The sequence below is a fragment of the Exiguobacterium sp. CH10 genome (genome assembly GCF_018617635.1).
GTDB classification, from domain to species: Bacteria; Bacillota; Bacilli; order Exiguobacteriales; family Exiguobacteriaceae; genus Exiguobacterium; species Exiguobacterium aestuarii_A.
In genome coordinates, this window is record NZ_JACSKO010000001.1 from 68,343 (window position 1) to 87,866 (window position 19,524).

The 19,524-nt window shown below is 48.9% G+C and carries 18 protein-coding genes; 5 read left to right on the forward strand and 13 right to left on the reverse strand.

Annotation, left to right across the window (positions count from 1 at the left end; genetic code table 11):
* Positions 1–23 precede the first annotated feature (23 nt).
* Entirely contained in the window at positions 24–530 is a 507-nt protein-coding gene (locus KNP04_RS00380) for a DinB family protein (RefSeq protein WP_214874403.1), read from the forward strand.
* A 32-nt stretch (positions 531–562) separates the two neighbouring features.
* Here KNP04_RS00380 and parC read toward each other — a convergent pair whose 3' ends face one another.
* The 3 genes from parC to KNP04_RS00395 form a co-directional block, all read right to left on the reverse strand.
* Entirely contained in the window at positions 563–2,968 is a 2,406-nt protein-coding gene (parC, locus tag KNP04_RS00385; RefSeq protein WP_214874404.1) for a DNA topoisomerase IV subunit A, read from the reverse strand.
* 2 nt (positions 2,969–2,970) lie between these two features.
* Entirely contained in the window at positions 2,971–4,938 is a 1,968-nt protein-coding gene (parE, locus tag KNP04_RS00390) for a DNA topoisomerase IV subunit B (RefSeq protein ID WP_214874405.1), read from the reverse strand.
* 126 nt (positions 4,939–5,064) lie between these two features.
* Positions 5,065–5,469: a CoA-binding protein gene (locus KNP04_RS00395; RefSeq protein ID WP_074034448.1), complete on the reverse strand. Its 405-nt coding sequence runs from the start codon at positions 5,467–5,469 to the stop codon at positions 5,065–5,067.
* Positions 5,470–5,810: 341 nt separating this feature from the next.
* On the opposite strand from KNP04_RS00395, the gene KNP04_RS00400 reads away from it, so the two are divergent.
* Both KNP04_RS00400 and KNP04_RS00405 read left to right on the forward strand, forming a co-directional pair.
* Positions 5,811–6,872, forward strand: a complete 1,062-nt coding sequence (locus tag KNP04_RS00400; RefSeq protein ID WP_214874406.1) for a GGDEF domain-containing protein — start codon at positions 5,811–5,813, stop codon at positions 6,870–6,872.
* Entirely contained in the window at positions 6,869–7,882 is a 1,014-nt protein-coding gene (locus tag KNP04_RS00405; RefSeq protein ID WP_074034446.1) for a tyrosine-type recombinase/integrase, read from the forward strand. Before KNP04_RS00400 ends, KNP04_RS00405 begins: the two co-directional genes overlap by 4 nt.
* Positions 7,883–7,944: 62 nt before the next feature.
* Here KNP04_RS00405 and KNP04_RS00410 read toward each other — a convergent pair whose 3' ends face one another.
* The 3 genes from KNP04_RS00410 to KNP04_RS00420 form a co-directional block, all read right to left on the reverse strand.
* Positions 7,945–9,084, reverse strand: coding sequence for a hypothetical protein (locus KNP04_RS00410; RefSeq protein ID WP_214874407.1), 1,140 nt, complete (start codon positions 9,082–9,084; stop codon positions 7,945–7,947).
* Complete coding sequence (locus KNP04_RS00415) at positions 9,081–10,265, reverse strand: hypothetical protein (protein ID WP_251129794.1); 1,185 nt, start codon at positions 10,263–10,265, stop codon at positions 9,081–9,083. Before KNP04_RS00415 ends, KNP04_RS00410 begins: the two co-directional genes overlap by 4 nt.
* An 82-nt stretch (positions 10,266–10,347) precedes the next feature.
* A complete protein-coding gene (locus KNP04_RS00420; RefSeq protein WP_214874409.1) occupies positions 10,348–11,520 on the reverse strand; it encodes a MalY/PatB family protein in 1,173 nt (390 codons plus the stop codon).
* 115 nt (positions 11,521–11,635) lie between these two features.
* Here KNP04_RS00420 and KNP04_RS00425 point away from each other — a divergent pair, with 115 nt between their 5' ends.
* Positions 11,636–12,289 carry a M48 family metallopeptidase gene (locus KNP04_RS00425; protein WP_214874410.1) on the forward strand — a complete coding sequence of 218 codons (654 nt, stop codon included), beginning with the start codon at positions 11,636–11,638 and terminating at the stop codon, positions 12,287–12,289.
* Between the two features lie 21 nt (positions 12,290–12,310).
* On the opposite strand, the gene KNP04_RS15410 is transcribed toward KNP04_RS00425, so the two are convergent.
* The 4 genes from KNP04_RS15410 to KNP04_RS00445 all read right to left on the reverse strand — a co-directional run bounded on the left by KNP04_RS15410 (position 12,311) and on the right by KNP04_RS00445 (position 16,426).
* The gene (locus KNP04_RS15410; protein WP_214874411.1) at positions 12,311–13,216 is read right to left on the reverse strand and encodes a methyl-accepting chemotaxis protein; all 906 of its coding nucleotides are present in this window, start codon (positions 13,214–13,216) and stop codon (positions 12,311–12,313) included.
* Between the two features lie 157 nt (positions 13,217–13,373).
* Entirely contained in the window at positions 13,374–14,654 is a 1,281-nt protein-coding gene (locus KNP04_RS00435) for a hypothetical protein (protein ID WP_214874412.1), read from the reverse strand.
* Complete coding sequence (locus tag KNP04_RS00440) at positions 14,651–15,943, reverse strand: hypothetical protein (protein WP_214874413.1); 1,293 nt, start codon at positions 15,941–15,943, stop codon at positions 14,651–14,653. Before KNP04_RS00440 ends, KNP04_RS00435 begins: the two co-directional genes overlap by 4 nt.
* Positions 15,944–16,042: 99 nt before the next feature.
* A complete protein-coding gene (locus KNP04_RS00445) occupies positions 16,043–16,426 on the reverse strand; it encodes a DUF302 domain-containing protein (protein WP_214874414.1) in 384 nt (127 codons plus the stop codon).
* 161 nt (positions 16,427–16,587) lie between these two features.
* On the opposite strand from KNP04_RS00445, the gene KNP04_RS00450 reads away from it, so the two are divergent.
* Positions 16,588–16,983 carry a Spx/MgsR family RNA polymerase-binding regulatory protein gene (locus KNP04_RS00450; RefSeq protein ID WP_012726343.1) on the forward strand — a complete coding sequence of 132 codons (396 nt, stop codon included), beginning with the start codon at positions 16,588–16,590 and terminating at the stop codon, positions 16,981–16,983.
* A gap of 30 nt (positions 16,984–17,013) precedes the next feature.
* On the opposite strand, the gene KNP04_RS00455 is transcribed toward KNP04_RS00450, so the two are convergent.
* From KNP04_RS00455 to KNP04_RS00465, 3 genes are read right to left on the reverse strand one after another with little or no spacing between them, the layout of a single operon-like run.
* Positions 17,014–17,676 carry a methionine ABC transporter permease gene (locus KNP04_RS00455; RefSeq protein ID WP_214794951.1) on the reverse strand — a complete coding sequence of 221 codons (663 nt, stop codon included), beginning with the start codon at positions 17,674–17,676 and terminating at the stop codon, positions 17,014–17,016.
* Entirely contained in the window at positions 17,648–18,682 is a 1,035-nt protein-coding gene (locus tag KNP04_RS00460) for a methionine ABC transporter ATP-binding protein (protein ID WP_214874415.1), read from the reverse strand. Before KNP04_RS00460 ends, KNP04_RS00455 begins: the two co-directional genes overlap by 29 nt.
* A gap of 11 nt (positions 18,683–18,693) precedes the next feature.
* Positions 18,694–19,515, reverse strand: a complete 822-nt coding sequence (locus KNP04_RS00465) for a MetQ/NlpA family ABC transporter substrate-binding protein (protein WP_214874416.1) — start codon at positions 19,513–19,515, stop codon at positions 18,694–18,696.
* Between the last annotated feature and the right edge of the window lie 9 nt (positions 19,516–19,524).

The following is a 19,524-nucleotide window of genomic DNA, read 5'->3' on the forward strand; positions in this document are numbered from 1 at the left end:
AGTAAACAGAGGAGAGGTGCAGCATGAATCGTTATGAACTGACTCATTTCAAAGAAACTTTGTTACATTATTCAGAACCCGACTTACGTTATAAATGCTCCCCTACGATTTGGTCAATTGGTCAGATGTACGATCATATCATGTCGGTCGCGAATGAGTATTTAGATGAAGTCGACCGTTGTCTTCAAGAAGACGGCCAACTCGGTGGAGAGAAGACATCATTTGGGAAAAAGTTGTTTCGAGAAGGTGGATTTCCTCCAATTAAAATCGAACTCCCTCCCGAGATGAACCAACCTCCGAACAATACCGATACGAATGAGCAGTTACTGGAGCGAATGACCACCTTGATTTCAAGGATGGATGCGTTATTAACCCGTCTAGGCGACGCCACAGACGATTGGAAGACCTTTCACGGTGGATTCGGCTGGTTGAACGCGAGAGAGTGGTTCGAGCTTGTCGAGATGCATACACGGCATCACCGTCGACAGCAACAAGAACTAGAAGGATGGCTAACACAAAAAGACCTGTGAGCGGCGATTATGCCGATCGACAGGTCTTTTCTTTAATCGAGATATACGTCCTCGATCTCACCGAATGAATCTTCGTCGAAGACGAACGATCCGTTGGCATAGCGATCAAGTAGCGTGAGTGTTTTTGTCTTCACTTGTTTTGCTTTCTCTTTTCCAACGATATGCAATGTCTCATCCCCATGTACGGGGAGCACACGACGGATTTGGTGCGGTTTTGATTTGACCTCACGAATGAGCATCGTTCCGCGAAGGTTTCGGTTCGTGCAATCGAACTGGTCTTCAAGTTTCATCTTCTTGACCGCTCCTCGTTGCGTCACGAGGACGAATAACGGTGGCGTGAAGAACGAGAAGGCATCGGCGACGACGTCACCATCTTTCAAGTTCATCGCTTTCACACCGGCTGCCCGCTGTCCGACGACCGGGACGTCATCTTCTTTGAACCAGAGGCCGTATCCACGCTCGGAGACGAGGAACAACTGCCCAGGACCGTCACTGATCCCTGCGAAGACGACCTCATCGTCATCTTTTAGCTTCAAGGCCATGAGCGGCTTCGACTTCCGTTGCGCGTCATAGTCGCGTAACGGCGTACGCTTGACCATGCCGTCTTTCGTCACGAAGAGGCAATGGGCGTCCGTCTCGAACGTCGAGACGACGTCTGCCGAGATGACCTGTTCTCCTTCGATCGGGACGAGGTTGGCGACGTGCTGACCGGCATCCTTCCACTTCGATTCAGGGATCTGATGGATTGGGATGAGGAGGTAGCTCCCTTTGTTCGTCCAGACGAGCAAGTGGTCTGTCGTCATCGCTTGTGTCATGAGGAGAGGACGGTCTTTATCCTTCATCTCCGGTAAGACGTCACTTGAGGCGCCGTATGAGCGCATCGAGGCACGTTTAACATATCCGTCACGGCTGACGAAGACCATCGTCTCCTCAACGGCGATCATGACTTCCGTCTTCAGCTTCAATTCTTCGACTTCCGACTCGATGACCGAACGACGGTCATCCCCGAACTCATCACGCAGCGCCGTGAGTTCTTTCACGATCAACTTCCGTTTCGTCGCATCCACGTCAAGGATGTTCGAGAGGCGAGCGATCTCTTTTTGGAGCGCCTTTGCTTCTTTTTGCAATTCGACGATGTCCGTGTTCGTGAGTCGATACAATTGGAGCATGACGACCGCTTCGGCCTGGCGTTCTGTGAACGAGAACCGCTCCATCAGTTTCTTCTTCGCGTCCGCTTTATCTTTCGCGGAACGGATCAATTCGAGCGTCTCATCGAGGACCGAGATGGCTTGTTCTAAGGCATCGACGATTTCAGCTCGTTTTTTCGCCTGTTCGAGTTCAAACGTCGTGCGACGTGTCACCACTTCTTCGACGTGCTTCAAATAGGCGTCGATGATCGGGATGATGCCCATCTGTTTTGGTGTCCGGTTCACGATGGAGACCATATTGTAGTTATAGGCGAGCTGCAGGTCCGTATGCTTCAAGAAGAAGTGAAGGACACCTTCCGCGTCTGCCTCTTTCTTCAATTCGATGACGACACGAAGGCCGGTCCGGTCCGTCTCATCACGGACTTCCGCGACACCTTCGACCTTTTTGTCGAGACGGAGCTCTTCCATTTTTTTGACGAGGTTCGCCTTGTTCACTTCATAAGGGAGTTCGGTGATCGTGATCTGTTCACGGCCACCTTTTAGCTGCTCAATCTCTGATTTCGCGCGGATGATGACCTTACCCTTGCCGGTTTCAAACGCCTTTAGGATGCCTTCTTTCCCCATGACCGTCCCTCCGGTAGGAAAGTCAGGTCCTGTGACATACTCGATGGCGTCTTTCGCCGTATCGACCTGACCTTTCAGGCGTGCGATGGCGAGGTTGAGCACTTCCGTCAAGTTATGCGGCGGGATTTCTGTCGCATAACCCGCTGAGATCCCTGTCGTCCCGTTCATGAGCAAGTTCGGGAGGAGTGACGGCAAGACGAGCGGCTCCTCCGTCGAATCATCAAAGTTCGGCGTATAGTCGACCGTATTCTTCGCGATCGACGTCAGCATGACCCCAGCAATCTTCGAGAGACGCGCTTCCGTATAACGCATGGCCGCTGCAGGGTCACCGTCCATCGACCCGTTGTTCCCATGCATGTCGATGAGCGGATAGCGTAGCTTCCAGTCCTGAGAGAGACGTACCATCGCCTCATAGACAGACGAGTCACCGTGCGGGTGATAGTTCCCGATGACGTTCCCGACCGTCTTCGCAGACTTCCGGTACGGCTTGTCGTTCGTATTCCCCTCATGGTGCATCGCATAAAGGATACGACGTTGTACGGGCTTGAGCCCGTCGCGTGCGTCCGGCAAGGCACGGTCTTGAATGATATATTTTGAATATCGCCCGAACCGGTCACCGACGACCTGTTCGAGAGATAAGTTTAAAATGTGTTGAATCGTCGACATCGTTACATCACTTCCTCAATCGCTTTAGTCACATGTTCATTGGCGATGATTGAATCATCTTCCTGGAGTCCGAAGGCAACGTTCTCCTCGATCCACTCACGGCGATGCGTGACGTTATCGCCCATCAAGACCGAGACACGCTTGTCCGCGACGGCCGCGTCGTCCACCGTGACACGGATGAGCGTACGGGTATCCGGATTCATCGTCGTCTCCCATAACTGGTCCGCGTTCATCTCACCGAGACCTTTGTAGCGCTGGAGGATATAGCCTTTCTTATACACCTTGACCAACTTCTCGAGTGCTTCTTCGTCCCAGGCGTAGTCGAATTGCTCGGACTTGCCTTTCCCTTTTGAGATGCGATAGAGCGGTGGCAAGGCGACGAACACACGGCCTGCCTCAACGAGCGGTCGCATATAACGGAAGAAGAACGTGAGAAGGAGCACTTGGATATGCGCACCATCTGTATCAGCATCCGTCATGATGATGATCTTGTCAAAGTTGCAGTCATCCAAATCGAAATCATGACCGACTCCGGCACCGATCGCATGGATGATCGTATTGATTTCTTCATTCTTCATGATGTCCTGGAGTTTTGACTTCTCGGAGTTGATGACTTTCCCGCGTAACGGAAGGATGGCTTGGAACGTCCGGTCACGCCCTTGTTTGGCGGAACCGCCGGCCGAGTCACCCTCGACGAGGAACAGTTCGTTCTTCGCGGCATTCTTCGATGTCGCCGGCGTCAATTTCCCGTTCAAGATGCTCGAACGTTTCTTCTTCTTACCATTCCGTGCCTCTTCACGTGCTTTTCGTGCCGCCTCACGCGCCTGAGCCGCGCGAATCGCCTTTTTGATGAGCATCGTGGCCATCTGTGGGTTCTCTTCTAGGAAGATCGTCAGTTGCTTCGCCATGACGCTATCCGCACTCGCGCGCGCCTCTGGAGAGCCGAGTTTCGACTTCGTTTGGCCCTCGAACTGGAGGAATTCTTCAGGGATTCGGACCGAGACGATGAGCGTGAGTCCCTCACGGACGTCGCCGCCGTCTAGGTTCTTGTCCTTCTCTTTGAGCAATCCGTTCTTACGCGCATATTCATTCATGATCCGGGTCATCGCTGTCTTGGCGCCGACCTCATGCGTCCCGCCATCACGCGTTCGGACGTTGTTGACGAAAGAGAGGACGTTCTCGGAATAGGCGTCCGTGAACTGGAATGCGAGCTCGATCTCAATTTCGTTCTCTGTCCCTTCGAAGTAGACGATCGGGTGAAGCGTCGCCTTATCGTCATTTAAATATTGAACGAATTCAGCGATCCCATCCTCGTAATGGAACGTCTCTTGTTTATCGGTACGCTCGTCCGTCAGCGTAATCGTCAATCCTTTTAAAAGGAAAGCCGATTCACGAAGGCGTTCGGCGAGCGTGTCATAGTTATACGTTGTCGTCGAGAAGATCGATGCATCCGGTTTAAAATAGACGCTCGTCCCGGTTTGGCGCGTCTTACCCGTCTCAAGGAGTGTCGTCTGCGGCACGCCACCGTCCGCAAATGTTTGCTCGAACACTTTCCCGTCGCGATGGATGGTCACGACGACCTTGTTCGAGAGTGCGTTGACGACCGAGGCACCTACCCCGTGGAGACCGCCCGACGTCTTGTAACCGCCTTGCCCGAACTTCCCACCGGCATGGAGAACCGTGAAGATGACTTCAGGTGTCGGTTTTCCAGAGGCATGCATCCCTGTCGGCATCCCACGTCCGTGGTCACGGACCGTGATCGCATCGTCTTTATGAATCGTTACATCGATTTGACCACCGAACCCGGCGAGCGCCTCATCGATCGCATTGTCGACGATCTCATAGACGAGATGGTGAAGCCCGCGATGGTCGGTTGACCCGATGTACATCCCCGGTCGTTTTCGTACGGCCGTGAGTCCTTCGAGCACCTGGATGGCGTCTTCGTTGTAATTAAATAGATCTGTTGACATAGCAGTCACCTCAATTTCGAACACACGTTCGTTTTTCTTTCCTATTGTATAGCTGTTCATCGATTCTGGCAAGCCTCCCTTGTCAGCCGTTGCTGAAAAAAAGGAGACCTACCAAGGAGGTAGGTCTTATCCGAGTAGACGAGCATGCTCCACGTACAGGCAGCGGTTCTCGATGTAATCGAGCCCGGCATCGCGTGCGATTTGCTCCGCCTCTGGACTTGAGAGACCGAGCTGGTTGAAGACGAGCCCGACATCCCCATGTCGTACCGCATCTTCCGCGACACCTGCTAAAAACTCACTGCGACGGAACACGTCGACGATATCGATTCTACCCGGGATGCTCTCGACGGACGGATATGCCTTGCGGCCGTTCCACTCCTCGAGCATCGGGTTGACAGGGATGACGGTATACCCGACACGTAGTAAGTACTCCGCAATCTGGTTGGCCGTCTTGTTCGGGTTGTCGGACACGCCGACGACCGCGATGGTCTTCGCTTCAGACAAAAGTTGCTTCAAACGCTGATCATCCATCCAAAATCCCCCTTTGGTTTACGTTTACAGTGTAACGTTACCTGACTTGCCGTTTCAAGTCCAATTTTCATCATAAGGTATAATGGTTCAACATTACAATTTCAAGACAAATCAATATGGTTTACATAACAAATTATTGTCTACCATTTATTTCGCGTTAAAAATTATTGGTCGATTAACTACTCGATTCAGAAACAATCATGTAACTCATAAACATTGCGTGAAATATCTATTTCACGCAACAATAAGGACGTGTTATAAGGTCTTTTCATGGATGATTTTGATGACTTTTATATAAATACTAGCGTTCTTTCGCTATACTGAATGAGAGGAGGTGTGAGATGGGAACAATATATGATGTCCGTCGCGGAACGCTATATAATGAACGCATCATGTTTTATGGCAACCTCATCGCCTGGTTCGTTCATCTCTTGTTCTGTCTGTTATTCTGGCGATTTGATATTACCTCTTTGTTCATCTCTAATGGAGTGAGCGTCCTATATTACACGATTTCATTTTATTTTGTACATAAGCGATGGTACGGCATTTTCTTTACCGGGCTGTTCATCGAAGTCGTGTATAACGCAATCATCTCGACCATCATTCTCGGTTGGGATGTCAACATGCATTATTTCATCCTCATGATGGCCTATGGCGTCTTTTTCATGCCGAGCGTGACAAAAGGACAACGAATCTTGACGACCGCCCTCGCAATGGTGATTTATAGTATCCTCTTCGTCAATGTGTCAGACGGAATGGTGACTTTGCCGCAACCTATTGAACAGGCGCTTGGGCTCTTTTGTATCCTTTCGACGGTCATGATGATCGCCGGTCTCTCTTTAATCTTTGAATCAGCCGTCGTCGAGGTGACGGATGAACTCGAGCAATCGAACGAACAATTGCAGGTTCTCGCTTCGACAGATGGATTGACCGGGCTGCTGAATCGGAAAATCGGGCACGAACGCGTCTCGGAATCCATCGAGCAGGCTAGTCGTGACGGCATCTCTTATGCCATTGCGCTATGTGACATCGACGGATTCAAGTCGTTCAATGAGACGTATGGCCACGATTGTGGAGACCGTGTCATCCAACAAGTCGCATCCATCCTGTCCTCGGTTGACGGACTTGCCGTACGCTGGGGTGGTGAAGAGTTTTTGCTCTTCTATACGAACTCGTCTGGAGACGTTTACGCCATAACGGAACAGTTGCGACATCAAATCGAATCCACACGTTTGGAATACGAAGGTGAACAACTCCATATCACGATGACGTTCGGACTTGCCGTGCGTACACAGTTCGATACGTTAGAGGAGATCGTGAAAGAGGCAGATGATTATTTGCGTAAAGGAAAACAAAATGGAAAGAATCAAGTTAGATTCGTAAGAAAAGGAGAGGTTCAATGAGTATCTTCCGTCAACTCGGACAACGGCCGACGACAACGAACTTGAAACGGTTTGAGCTGAACGGATTGCACCGATTACCTGTGTTCATCCAACAGTTCTTCCACCACTTAGCGGCTAAGCACTACTCCAAACAGACCGCTCAACGCTATGTCTATGATGTATTGGATTTCTTCCGTTGGGTCGAACACGTGAGCGGGACTGAGTTAGAACCCGAGACAATTGATTTGGCGGCATTTACGGAAATCGATCACGCGGGTGCAGAAGCATATGCGACTTATCTCGCCCTTGAGCTCGAGAACGCCCCGAGTGTCATCAATCGAAAACTCTCCACGTTACAATCACTCTTTAATTATTTGATTGAGACAAATCAGGCCACGATCAATCCATTCCAGGCCGTGGAGCGCCCGAAGCGAGGCAAACGGAACCCGATCTATTTGACAGAGTCAGAGTGGCTCGACTTCTCGACGCTCGTCCGCAGCAATGTCGGGATGACGAACCGTGAGGCGAGCTGGTATGAGGCAAATCGTGAACGTGACTTTTTGATCATCCAACTTCTCGGACTGACGGGTATGCGCGTGTCGGAACTCGTCGGACTCAATTGGACCGATATTAACTTCGAGACCGAGACCATCCGTGTCATCGGTAAAGGGAACAAGGAACGCCTCATCCCGATAGCAGGTCCTCTTCAGCCCCTGCTCATCGAATACCGTCAATTGTCACGTGAAGGTGCGTTATTTCAGAATGAAAAAGGGAAACGAATTGCCGTTCGTACGGTTCAACACGTGTTAAAAGGCCATATCGATCGATTGAAACCATATCTCCCTTTCTTGTCATATAAACAAGTGACACCCCATAAGCTCCGCCACACGTTTGCTACACGACTGGCGATGAGCGGAATCGATGTATTGACGATTCAACAGCTACTCGGTCATGAATCGGTGGCCACGACACAAGTGTATGCCCATATCGGTGACGAGCGGAAAAAACACGCGATATCAGGTTTGCAATAATATGTTATGTAAACTATATATCCAAATATAAACACCACCTAATAAATGGGTGGTGTTTATATTTATGTGCTCGACATGGATAGGATTAATACGGCATCATCGATGACCATATAATAGGCATTTTCATATGCAAAGCGTTCCTCTGTCTCTAAATCGAAAATGACGACACCGCTCGTAAGACCCTCTGTAAACTCATGCACGAGATAACGACGACCAATCACGCGCTCGAACGGTTCCACGTCGATATAACGTGCCCCAGTCGCAATATCAATGACTTCCGTATGCATGTCGCTCTCATCTACCTTGATAAAGATTGTCGAACTGACATCGTCATATGTGAAGTCGAGTGGTTCGTAGGCGCCCCAGTCGACAACCGATACTTCATGTAACACATCAGGTGCCGTCAAGTCATAGATGACTTCTTCGTTCAAAGAGTCGACGAACGCTGAAAATCGAAGGATGTCCTCGTTTTCGCCAAGGTATTGTACCGTGTCGCCTTCTCCTTGCAATCGGAGAACATCATCGAATGGCAATTCATCCCGCTGATCCCAGATTGCCTCAATCGCTTCCTCGAGCGGACAGATGAGTAGTGCCTCAGAATGGTCAATCGGGTCGTCCGGAGAGACTCGTCCATTATCGAGTGCATCATAGTAGTCAAATTCATCGAGTCTGGCGTTACAGACGATATACGCGATACCCGCGAATGTCGTCGTGAACAAATACAGTTCACGGAATCGTTCCGTTTTCCCGACTAGACGCTCGTCCCGAATGCGCTCCCGCTGACCGGTCACCCGATCATACAACCATGCCTCATCAGACGATTCAAATGCCGTCAAAAAAAGGAAGTAACGATGATCGAGTACCCAGAATAGCGTACTATTCCCTCTCTTCTCAAATGTCGTTACAATTTCTTCTTTCCCTGCTTTATAAGAGAACGCAATCAACTCTGTCTTGATGATTCCTTCACCGTCTGGTATCTCGTTTAAGAAGTACACGAGATCCCCATCCACGAAGAGTTTCGAATAGCCGTAGTCTTCATAGGGACGACGGTTCAACTGTGTAATCATCCCGTCCTCTTCATCGAAACGATAGAGGGAGAAAGTCGTCTCGTCTTTCTTTTCACGATAGTAAACCGATGATGATGTGACGGCAATCAAATCCTCATGGTCGATCGGCATGGCACGTGCGTCCACAATTCTCATAAAGCACCTCTTTCATGTCCAGATTCAGCAGGTTCGACAGTGACAAGGCCCGGTGGTCGTTTCGGGAACGTGATACGGAGATGGGCATATTCAATCACATTCTGGTGTGGATGATTCTTATCGATCCAACGAACACGCTGTTGATTCGCCAGAGCATGACCGATTTTCTCTTCCATCTGAAATTTTGAGATGTCCCGATATGCGACTTCTTGGATATACGTCTCTTCATCGGTCTCAAACTGTTGCCAAATCCCCATGATTAGTTGGCCAAGTGCTGAAACTCGTCGTTCCGGTAACGTGATGGTCCCTAACGTCTGACTCACTTCCCTCAGACATTCGTTAGGGTCATCCGATACCGCAAACAATCGCTTCGCCGTATTGTTCATAACGCGATAGCGACGCTTCCCGCTCTCGAGTCTGAATACTTGCGCATATGGCTCGACCGGCACGCCGTGAAAGAACGTCTCTGTACCACCCCATGCGAATCCGAAGGAAGGATCGAACTTTCGGATCGTCTGCATGAACGACATCATAAAGTCCTCAACTTCTCTCCGCTCAAGTCGGAGCCATTCGGCAAGAGCGAGTGTGCCTTTGTGTTTTGAGATACGGTCGACCGGGAAGAAGAGTTCGCCGTCTGCCAGACGATGAGGCTTTAACTCGACCCCATCCGCCCGATAATCGGTCGATGGTCTACCGCCCCTACCTGCGTAAATGACCCATTCCTCATCCGTACTCTCGATAGCATACGCCTGGTGGGCCCACGGTGGGGTCACATATAAGGCCGGATATTCCTCGAATGTGTCGAGATGGATATAGGAACGGTCATTCCATAGGTGAGCGACGAGACGGACGACCTCGCCTGTCTCAGAATCTTTAGGCGCGATATAGTTTCCGGTATCACCGATGAACGTCAGCACATGGAATCCATATCCGTTGTATAAATGACGTACGATTCGTTCGAATACGGCTGTCACCATCCGCTCGAATAAGGGATGGTCCTCGTTTCGGTCAAGAGTCGGCGAATCGACCGTACACATGAGCCAGCCCATCCGCTCATACAATCGGACACGGAGCGGATAAGAGATCAACGGAGAAGAACTCGCATGAATCTCAGTCAAGCGAATATTGGACATGTTTTCGACTTGCAAGGTGAATCCACTGCGCCTTAGCTGTTCCTCCATTTTTTTCTTCCAGTTGATCGTCTCCATCCCATCCACTCACTTTCTCTCATCATCTCATTGTGAATTTTTCCCGATTCTCGTTTTACACAAACGCTTTTCGCTTCATTTGCGTGCTGAGACGTTGGATTGCCTCGTCTAGCAATTCGCGACGCGTCCCGATATTCATCCGTTCAAACGCTTCACCTTGAGGACCGAACGGAGTACCCGGTGACAAGAAGATTCGTACGTCTTGATGTAGCCAAGACTTTCTCTCCTCGGCAGACATCGGGAGCTCCGAAAAGTCGATCCACAATAAATAGCTCGCCTCAGGACGCGCCGTACGGAGCATCGGTAGATTGGTTTCAATCGAGTCGATGACCTCGCTCATTTGTTGCTCGAGTTCTTCACGCAATTGATCGAGCCATTGCTCCGCACGTTTGTCTGTATAGGCGGCGATGATAGCCGTATTGGCAAACGGCGTCGGGAGGACGTGATGTTTGTTCTGTACTTTCGTGATTTGCTTCCGCCACTCATCAACCGGACAGATGATGTAGGACGCAAATAATCCTGCGATGTTAAACGCTTTTGAGGGGGCGCTTACCGTGATGACGCGGGGATCGAGTGAGCCGATTGCGGTATGTTTATGAGAAGGGAACGTCAAATCCGCATGAATCTCATCTGCGACAACGATGACATCATATTGATTTGCAAGCTCGACGACCTTTTCCAGTTCTGCTCTCGTCCAGACACGTCCGACCGGATTATGCGGAGAACAGAGCAAGAAGAGTTTCGCTTGTTTCATCGCTTCCTCCAAGGCGACAAAGTCCATCTCATAGCGTCCATCGTTCTCATTCAATGGCGCATCGAACACCTGTCGCTTCGAACCGACGACGAGTTCATGGAACGGTGGGTAGACGGGTGACTGAATGACAACACCATCCCCGACTTCCGTCAATGCCTCGACGATATGTGTCAATGCGGGGACGACCCCACTTGAGAATAAGACATGCTTCGGATCAAGCTCCATATCGTGACGTCGCCCGTACCAAGACCGAACCGCTTCCTGCGCTTCAGGCGCGAACAAGGTATAGCCGAATTCTCCTTGTGCGGCTTTGTTGGCGAGTGCCTCCGAAATAGACGGTGCCGTACGGATATCGATGTCGGCCACCCAGAGTGGCAACACCTCTTCTGACAGATGGAACCAACGCTCCAACCCATCCCACTTCACTGAATTCGTACCTGTACGTTCAAGTTGTTGTTGTAAAATTGATTTCATGTTCATCCCTCCTCCTCTTACTGTATCAAAGTTGATTCGACTGCGTGCCAAAAAAGCATGGCAGTTTCTTGCCGACTTCGTTATACTCAATCGAGATATAGAGAGGAGGTAATGTATGAACGTCAACATCGTCAAACATAAGCGAAGAAAAAAAGCCGCATTTTATGTCACACCAAATGGCATCGAGCTACGTATCCCAGCACGTTTGTCAAAACGAGTCGTCGATCGCATTTTAGAAGAGCACGACACATGGATTCGTCATACATGGCACAACCTTCCGAAACAGACGTCTGTTCTTGATGAGGGGCTCGTCTTTCATGGAAAAAGCTATCCGACCAAAAAAGATGATGGCACGACACTTAGACATGACGGTTCCTCATTTTTCGTCCCGAGGACATGGGACGAAAACACCCTGTCTAAACATTATGAGGCATGGCTACGCGAACGTGCGCTTGAATATGTGATTGAGCGGGCACCGACTTACGAAAGAATCTTAGGCGTGAAAGCGGAAAAGATTCGAATCGGTCACCAAAAGACACGTTGGGGGTCATGTAGTTCAAATGGGACCATCTCCATCAACGTCCGCCTTATGCTCGCACCAAAAGAAATGATGGATTACGTCATCGCTCACGAATGGGTGCATCTCGTCCACTTCGACCACTCTGCCTCATTTTGGAACACGTTACGTACCGTATATCCAGAAACAGATCAAGCGAAAGCTTGGTTGAAGGAGAACGGCCATACATTACAATTCAAAAAAAACGACTGACCCATCAAAGGGTCAATCGGTTCATAAGTTAGAAGTGAACGTGTCAGCCGTATCATGTAATTCGGCTGCGGCCTGCTCGAACGCATGGAATCGATCCATCGTTTGTTCCATCGTCTTTGCACTCAACTGAATTTCTTGATTGGATGCGGTGACACCTTCTACAATTTTTCGTAGTTCAAAGTTCATCCCTTCCGTATTTGAATTGACGTCGACGACCGCACGTTCAACCATACGGGAGAGATTCCGCACTTCCGTCGCCACGACATTAAATCCAAGTCCATGTTCACCGGCGCGAGCGGCTTCGATGGCGGCATTCAGGGACAATAGATTTGTTTGTGCGGCAATCTCTTTGATGGACAGTGCGATTTTCGCGATATCATCGGCTTGACGACGCAAGTTCTGAAGGGCATGGAGGTTGTCCGCCGCATCTTTAGCAAGCCGTTCAATCGTCTCATTCAATACTTTCGTATCTTGCATACCTGTCTTCGCCCGTTCATCGAGCACATCGGTCATCGATTTGAAGCGATACGCATAATCCTCAATCACCTGTTGCCGCTCCGTGATATCCGATGCGATTTTGACGACACCTACGACATCATCCCCTTCGAAAATCGGCATATACGTCGCCTCGAGCCAAATGGTTTCCCCTTTTGCATTCTCTCGCTCCACTTTATCCGAGAAACTGAATCCGCTCCAAAGTTTCTCCCAAAATGCCGAATAATCCGAACTATTGACAAAGGAAGAAGGGCAGAACAAATGGTGTTGCATGCCAACCATCTCTTCGCGTCTATATTTCATCGCTTTTGCGAACGTATCGTTCACATAGACGACCCGGCGTTGACGATCAAATCGAATCATCGCCATGTTCGTCTCGATGGACCGAAAAACGTCTTCTGATTGAATTCCTTTTTGGTTCAATGTACTCATTAAAGATAGCAACCTTTCTTCTTCGTAGGATTTTCGTACTAAATCGTGAATCTCAGTTTATCGTATTGAGAAGCAATCCATTGCATCCTTTTTGTATAGAAGGTCAATATCTTGAGTTTGAAGTATTTGCCAAATGAAAAGACGCCGAGTGGCGCCTTTACTCTTTCAAATCGGGAAAATAGCTGAAGAATGTCTCTGCACCCATACTCGACAATTTGAACGTCTGCTTTCGCTTTGGATCGGTTAAGTACACATCCACCTTTTTCGAACGTCTCTGAAAGCTTAATTGAAACTCCTGACCGACCCATCCGTCGATGAACGTAAGCATCGTGTACTCTTCTATCTCCCCTTTTCGCTTGACCGGCTCTGCCTCATCGATTGCGTCCATCAAATCAGACATGTCGATTCCTGCAGCCCGCAGCACGTTCGGGTAACCAATCGTTGCTTTTTCGTCTAAAGGAGTTTTATGGACGAACACGAACGGACCACTTGGTACGGCGGGATTCGATTCTATGTCTGCTTCGATCGATTCATCCGTCGCAAATTCGCGACCGGTGTACGTGAGACGGACATCTTCCGTCACACGTTTCCCGTTCTCCATGTAAGAGAATGTGTAAACCGGTGTCTCGACTCCGGGTTCAAGCGAGTCTGCTTGCAGTACCCGCTCGACTTTGAGCCCTTCAAATTGCTTTGGTTGCCAATAATCATTTTCGGAAATCATGACGACCGGGTCATAGGAAAGTAAGCCCCCTTCAGACTTAGCGAAAATGTAAGCCTCTTTGGATTGTTCGTCGTAGCCGAGTGCGATTGTCATGCTTCCCATTTGCGCGTGATAAGGTTCAATGATTGAGAGCGGAAAGATCCCTTCGTCCTCTCCGATGTTTAAATGGATACTTCCATTCAAGGAAGGGGTCACTTGAATCATCGTTTCGTCAATGAGATTGACGGGATCCTCGAAAACATCGGAATAATCGCTTTCCTTCAGACTCTCTTCTTGTTCCGGAGTTCCATTTGCAATTGTCGGGTTACTTGGGATGGTGACACCTTCAGAAGCCTGTACAAACGAAGGGAACTTCTCAACAAGTCCGACTCTCATCTTTGGAGAAAGGCCGTCCTGACAAATGACATAGTTCTGTTCGCCTTTTACATACGTCACTAGCTTATAGGCATGTGCATCGTAGTCCGAAATCATGGCTTTTCGGTTCAAAACATACGAATGATAGACCGTGACGTCTTCATTAATTTGGGGAACCGGGTCATCGGTGCATGCAAGGAGTAAATCGCTCGCCCACGTCTCCGGCCCGGTAGTAAAGCTGTTCATGTCTCGTACATCCCATTGTGATGGCATATGGTCCAGTTTGACGACATTTACCTCTTCACCACCACAACCCGATAATATTCCAACTGTACATAACGTGAATAATAGTCGTTTCATCATGATTTTTCGTACTCCGGGAAAATATCCAAGAACACTTCCGCCCCTTTACTAGATAATTTAAATGTCTGCTCGCGAAGCGGGTCTGTCAGATAGATGTCGATTTTTTTTGAACGCTGTTTATAGCTGATTTCAAATTCTTGCCCTTTCCATCCTTCCATCAACGTCAAGTATCGATAGTCTGCAGGTTCACCCTTACGGCCGACCGGTTCTGCCTCCTTCAATACTTCCATGACTTGTTCAGATTCTTCCGTCGAGATTTCGATGAAATCAGGATAAGTGAGTGAATTCCCGTCAAACGGTTTACGGTGCGCAATGACTCTTGAACCGTCTTCTTGGTCCAGCATCCACTCTTCAAGCATCGAATCGGGTTCTTCGCCTTCTTTCAGTAACGTACCTTCAATAAAGCGAACCGTCATCGTTTCAGTCACTGGTTCACCATCCCGCATGTAATGGAACGTATATATGGGAACCGCTTCTCCTTTTTTTATCTCTCCAGGTTCGATGATGGTGTCGACGCTTAACTCTTCAAAGGACTGTTGTTCTATTGACGCAGGATCCTCTAGTTCTTCAAACTGTAATTGCTGATAAACAAAGCGTTCATTGAATGAAAAAAGAATATACGGTTGAGATGTTTTTCGATCGAGTCCGATGGCAATCTGTCGATGCGGCATATCGATTCCGGTCGGTTGAAAACTAGTGAGCGAATGTCTCGTCGCTTTACCATCGAGTTCTAGTTCAAGCTCTCCAAATAGAGCCGGTTCAATTTCAAGTAATGTATCTCGGAACGGGATGATGTCGATTTCATCGATGTTCAGTTCGTCTGTTTTCATTAGCTTATCTTTTGAGGATAAAGATGTTTGATGAAGGCTAGGTAATCGGGGGACGCTGATTCCTTCAGATGTATTTACAAAGTCCGGGAACTTATCGATCGTCTCCGCCATCCATTGATTCGTATAATCTTCGCGACAGACAACATATCGTTCGTCACCTTCTAAATAGGTAACTACTTTCATCGAGTACGGATCCATGGATGACACGACCCCGTTTCGTCCTGCGAACACTGTCTGATATACAGTGACATCTCCATTTAGCTCCGCCGTTCGTTCACCCTCACATGCCTCAAGCACTTCTCTCGTTTCGTGTACTTGAACAAATTCTCCTTCTTTCGTGTAACTCTCGAGATTCCATTGATTTTCTATGTGATCTAATTGAATGACTTCTATGTCAGATGCTCCACATGCGCTTAACAACGAAGCGCCAAGTATTATTGTAATCCCTCTTTTAAACAAAATATCTCCTCCAGTCAACGTTCTATCCAATTTTACCATTATCTAACTGTCCTATACGAAAAAAATCCGCCCATGTTTCATGGGCGGATGGTACATCGATTATTTACTTTGGTCGATCGCACGTTGGAGTCTAGCTTCGACGTCCGCTGCGACGGCTTGTAACGATTCGTCATCTATGAGGCGAATCAACGTTGTCGGTTTCGGCATGCCGATCTGTGTGTGATTGTCCTTTTCGAACACGGCGATTTTACAAGGGAGGAAGTAGCCTCCCTCTAAATGGTGTGACAGCACTTCTTTTGCTGCCTTCGGGTTGCACACTTCTAAGATGCGATACTTCCCTTCAATGGCCTGCCCTTTTTTCTCTAACGTGTCGCTCAAATCAAAGTCCCATAATACACCGAATGACTCATCTTTCAGCGCTTCTCCAAGACGGGCGATGACGTCCTCAACAGTACGGTCAGACTGTACAGTATAATCAAACATCTTCATTCCTCCTTATGTGATTCCTCTTGAAATCTGTACCCGAACGAAGTCGCTTTCAATCAAAAAGAAACTGTATGTGATTTGAAACATAATCACGAAACGTAACGTATAAAAAGAGATAATAGTTAGAACCAAACTGATGTAAAGGAGAAGTGGTTGTCGTGACGGTCACGGTATTCACGCATACGAGCTGCAGTTCTTCCAGAAAAACGATTGATTGGTTGCGGGAACAAAAGATTCCCTTCATCGAAAAGAAATTGACAGACCAAGGCTTATCCTTTGGTGAATTTAAAGAAATGCTAAGTCTGACTGAGAATGGGACGACCGACTTGCTGTCGGTACAGAAGAGCGTCTATAAACAAGCGGCTGAGAAACTCGACGAGATGTCGATCCGCGAACTGTACAGTTTTGTCGCATCAAACCCACAAATCCTGAAGAGTCCGATTGTCTTCGACCATCATCGCATCCAGGTCGGTTTCAGTGAGAAAGAGATTCGGACGTTCATTCCTCGGCATGACCGCATCGCTGAACTAAAACGGTTGCTCCACAACGCATAAATCGTGTCGCCAAGGCGACACGATTCTTTTTTAGGCTCGTTTTAATTTGGCTGCCAATCGGTTTCCGAATGACTGAATCGATTGAACAAGTAGGATAAGGACGAAAATCGTCACATACATCACTTCCGGTTCGAAACGAAGGTGTCCGTATTGATACGCGATATCTCCAAGCCCACCGGCTCCAACGAGACCTGCCATGGCTGTCGCACCAATCAACCCGATCGTTGCAATCGTCAATCCGAGAACGATGGAAGAACGTGCCTCACGGATGAGGACGTACCAGATGATCTTTCTCGTCGAGATGCCCATCGCCTCATACGCCTCGATGACCCCGCGGTCGACTTCAAGTAGAGCAGACTCCATGAGTCGTGCGATGTATGGTGCGGTGAAGACAATGAGTGGTAGAAGTACACCTTGGACCCCGATTGTCGTACCCATGATGAACCGTGTGAACGGCAAGATGAAAAACAAGAGAATGATGAACGGAATCGAACGGATGACGTTGATGACGCTCGACAATCCGCCGTACACGAATCGGTTTGCGAGACGCCCGTTCGGTCTAGTCAGTACGAGTAACGTCCCGAGCGGTAGTCCGATCAGTGTCGAGATGAGGAGCGCGATGCTCGTCATCGTCAACGTTTGAATGGTTCCCGTCCAAATGAGGTCACCCCAGTCTGTCCAGAACTGTTGCATGATTCGATACCTCCCTTACGTGTACACCGCTCGTCTTCAAATAACGAACAGCGAGTTCTGTTTGATCATGGTCTCCGTCAAGGTGAACGAGCAGGTTCCCGACGAGACCGGCTTTCAATTTCTTGATGCCGCCTCCGATGATGTTCGGTAAGATCCCGAAACGTTTCGTCAACTGCGCGAGCACCGCTTGTTCCGTTTGACTACCGATGAATGATAAATGAACGAGCGTGCCTCTCGTCTGTAATTCCGACACCACTTCTTCCGGAACATCGAGATTCGTCTTCAAGAACCGCTGCGTCGTTTCGTGTCTCGGGTTTGAGAAGACATCCAATACATTCCCTTGTTCGATGATGTTGCCGTGATCGATGACGGCGACCCGGTCACAGATCCGTTCAATTACTTCCATCTCATGCGTGATCAAGAAGATGGTCAATCCGAGTTCTCGGTTAATCTCGAGCAACAATTCTAAGATCGACTCGGTCGTTTCAGGGTCGAGGGCACTCGTCGACTCGTCGCTGAGCAGGATGTCCGGTTCATGTGCGAGCGCTCGTGCAATGGCGACGCGCTGTTTTTGTCCGCCTGACAATTGTTCAGGATAGTGGTTCCGATGTTCAGATAAACCGACGATGTCGAGATAGCGGTCGACCCGTTCACGGATGACTTGCTTTCCGAGCCCTTCGAGGCGGAGCGGGATGGCGACATTCTCTTCGACGGTCGCCGTCTTTAATAAGTTGTAATGTTGAAAGATCATACCGATTCGCTGACGTAGCGAAGAGAGTTCTTTTTTCTTTAATTGTGTGATATCTTGTCCCTCAATCTCAACGACACCTGCTGTCGGACGTTCCAATAGATTGATCATCCGGATGAGAGTACTCTTCCCAGCACCGCTTCGGCCGATGATGCCGAAGATCTCCCCTTTCTTGATTGTGAGGGAGACGTCGTCGAGCGCGGTGATCGTATCTCCATTGACGTGAAATTGCTTGGTGATTTGTTTCAGTTCAATCATCAAATCCCTCCTCAGAACGCTGGTACGACAGATCCATTGAATTCTTCTTCGATGAAGGCACGTACTTCATCCGAATGGTAGTAAGACTTCAATGTCTCAACGACCTCATCTTCTTTGTTGACCGAGCGGACGACCACATAGTTCGGATATGGGTTGTCGACCGTGTCCTCATGGAACAGGGCATCCTCGTTGATGGAGAGACCTGCTCCCATCGCAAAGTTTGTATTGATGGCTGCAAGGGCTACTTCCGGTAGCTGTGTGGGAAGCTGCGACGCTTCAAGCTCGATAAATTCTAAATTGAGCGGGTTTTCTGCGATATCTCGTTTTGTTGCTTTATCCGTCAGACCTTCTTTTAATGTGATCAGACCTGCTGTTTCATATAGTCGCAAGGCACGAAGTTCGTTTGCCGGATCGTTCGGGACGGCAACTTTATCCCCTTCTTTTAAATCTTTGATATCTGTCAACTTCTCAGAATAAAGACCCATCGGGAAAGCGACGGTCTTGAACACATCGTCAATTTTATAACCTTTGTCTGACTTTTGTAGTTCGAGGAACGATAACGTCTGGTAACTGTTCACATCAAGGCTTCCCTCGTCAAGGGCCGTGTTCGGTGTATTGTAATCGTTGAATACTTTGATATCGATCTCAAGACCGTCCTCTTTCGCGAGTTCTTGTACTTTCTCTGCAATCTGCTCGTGTGGGCCACCGGTCACGCCGATCGTCAGCTCTTCCGTGCTGAGCGTCTCGCTCGCCTCGGATTGTCCACACGCGGAAAGTGCGATTGCTGCAAGGAATGACGTACCTGCCAAAAGTGTTTTTTGTTTGATGTTCATGAATAGTTC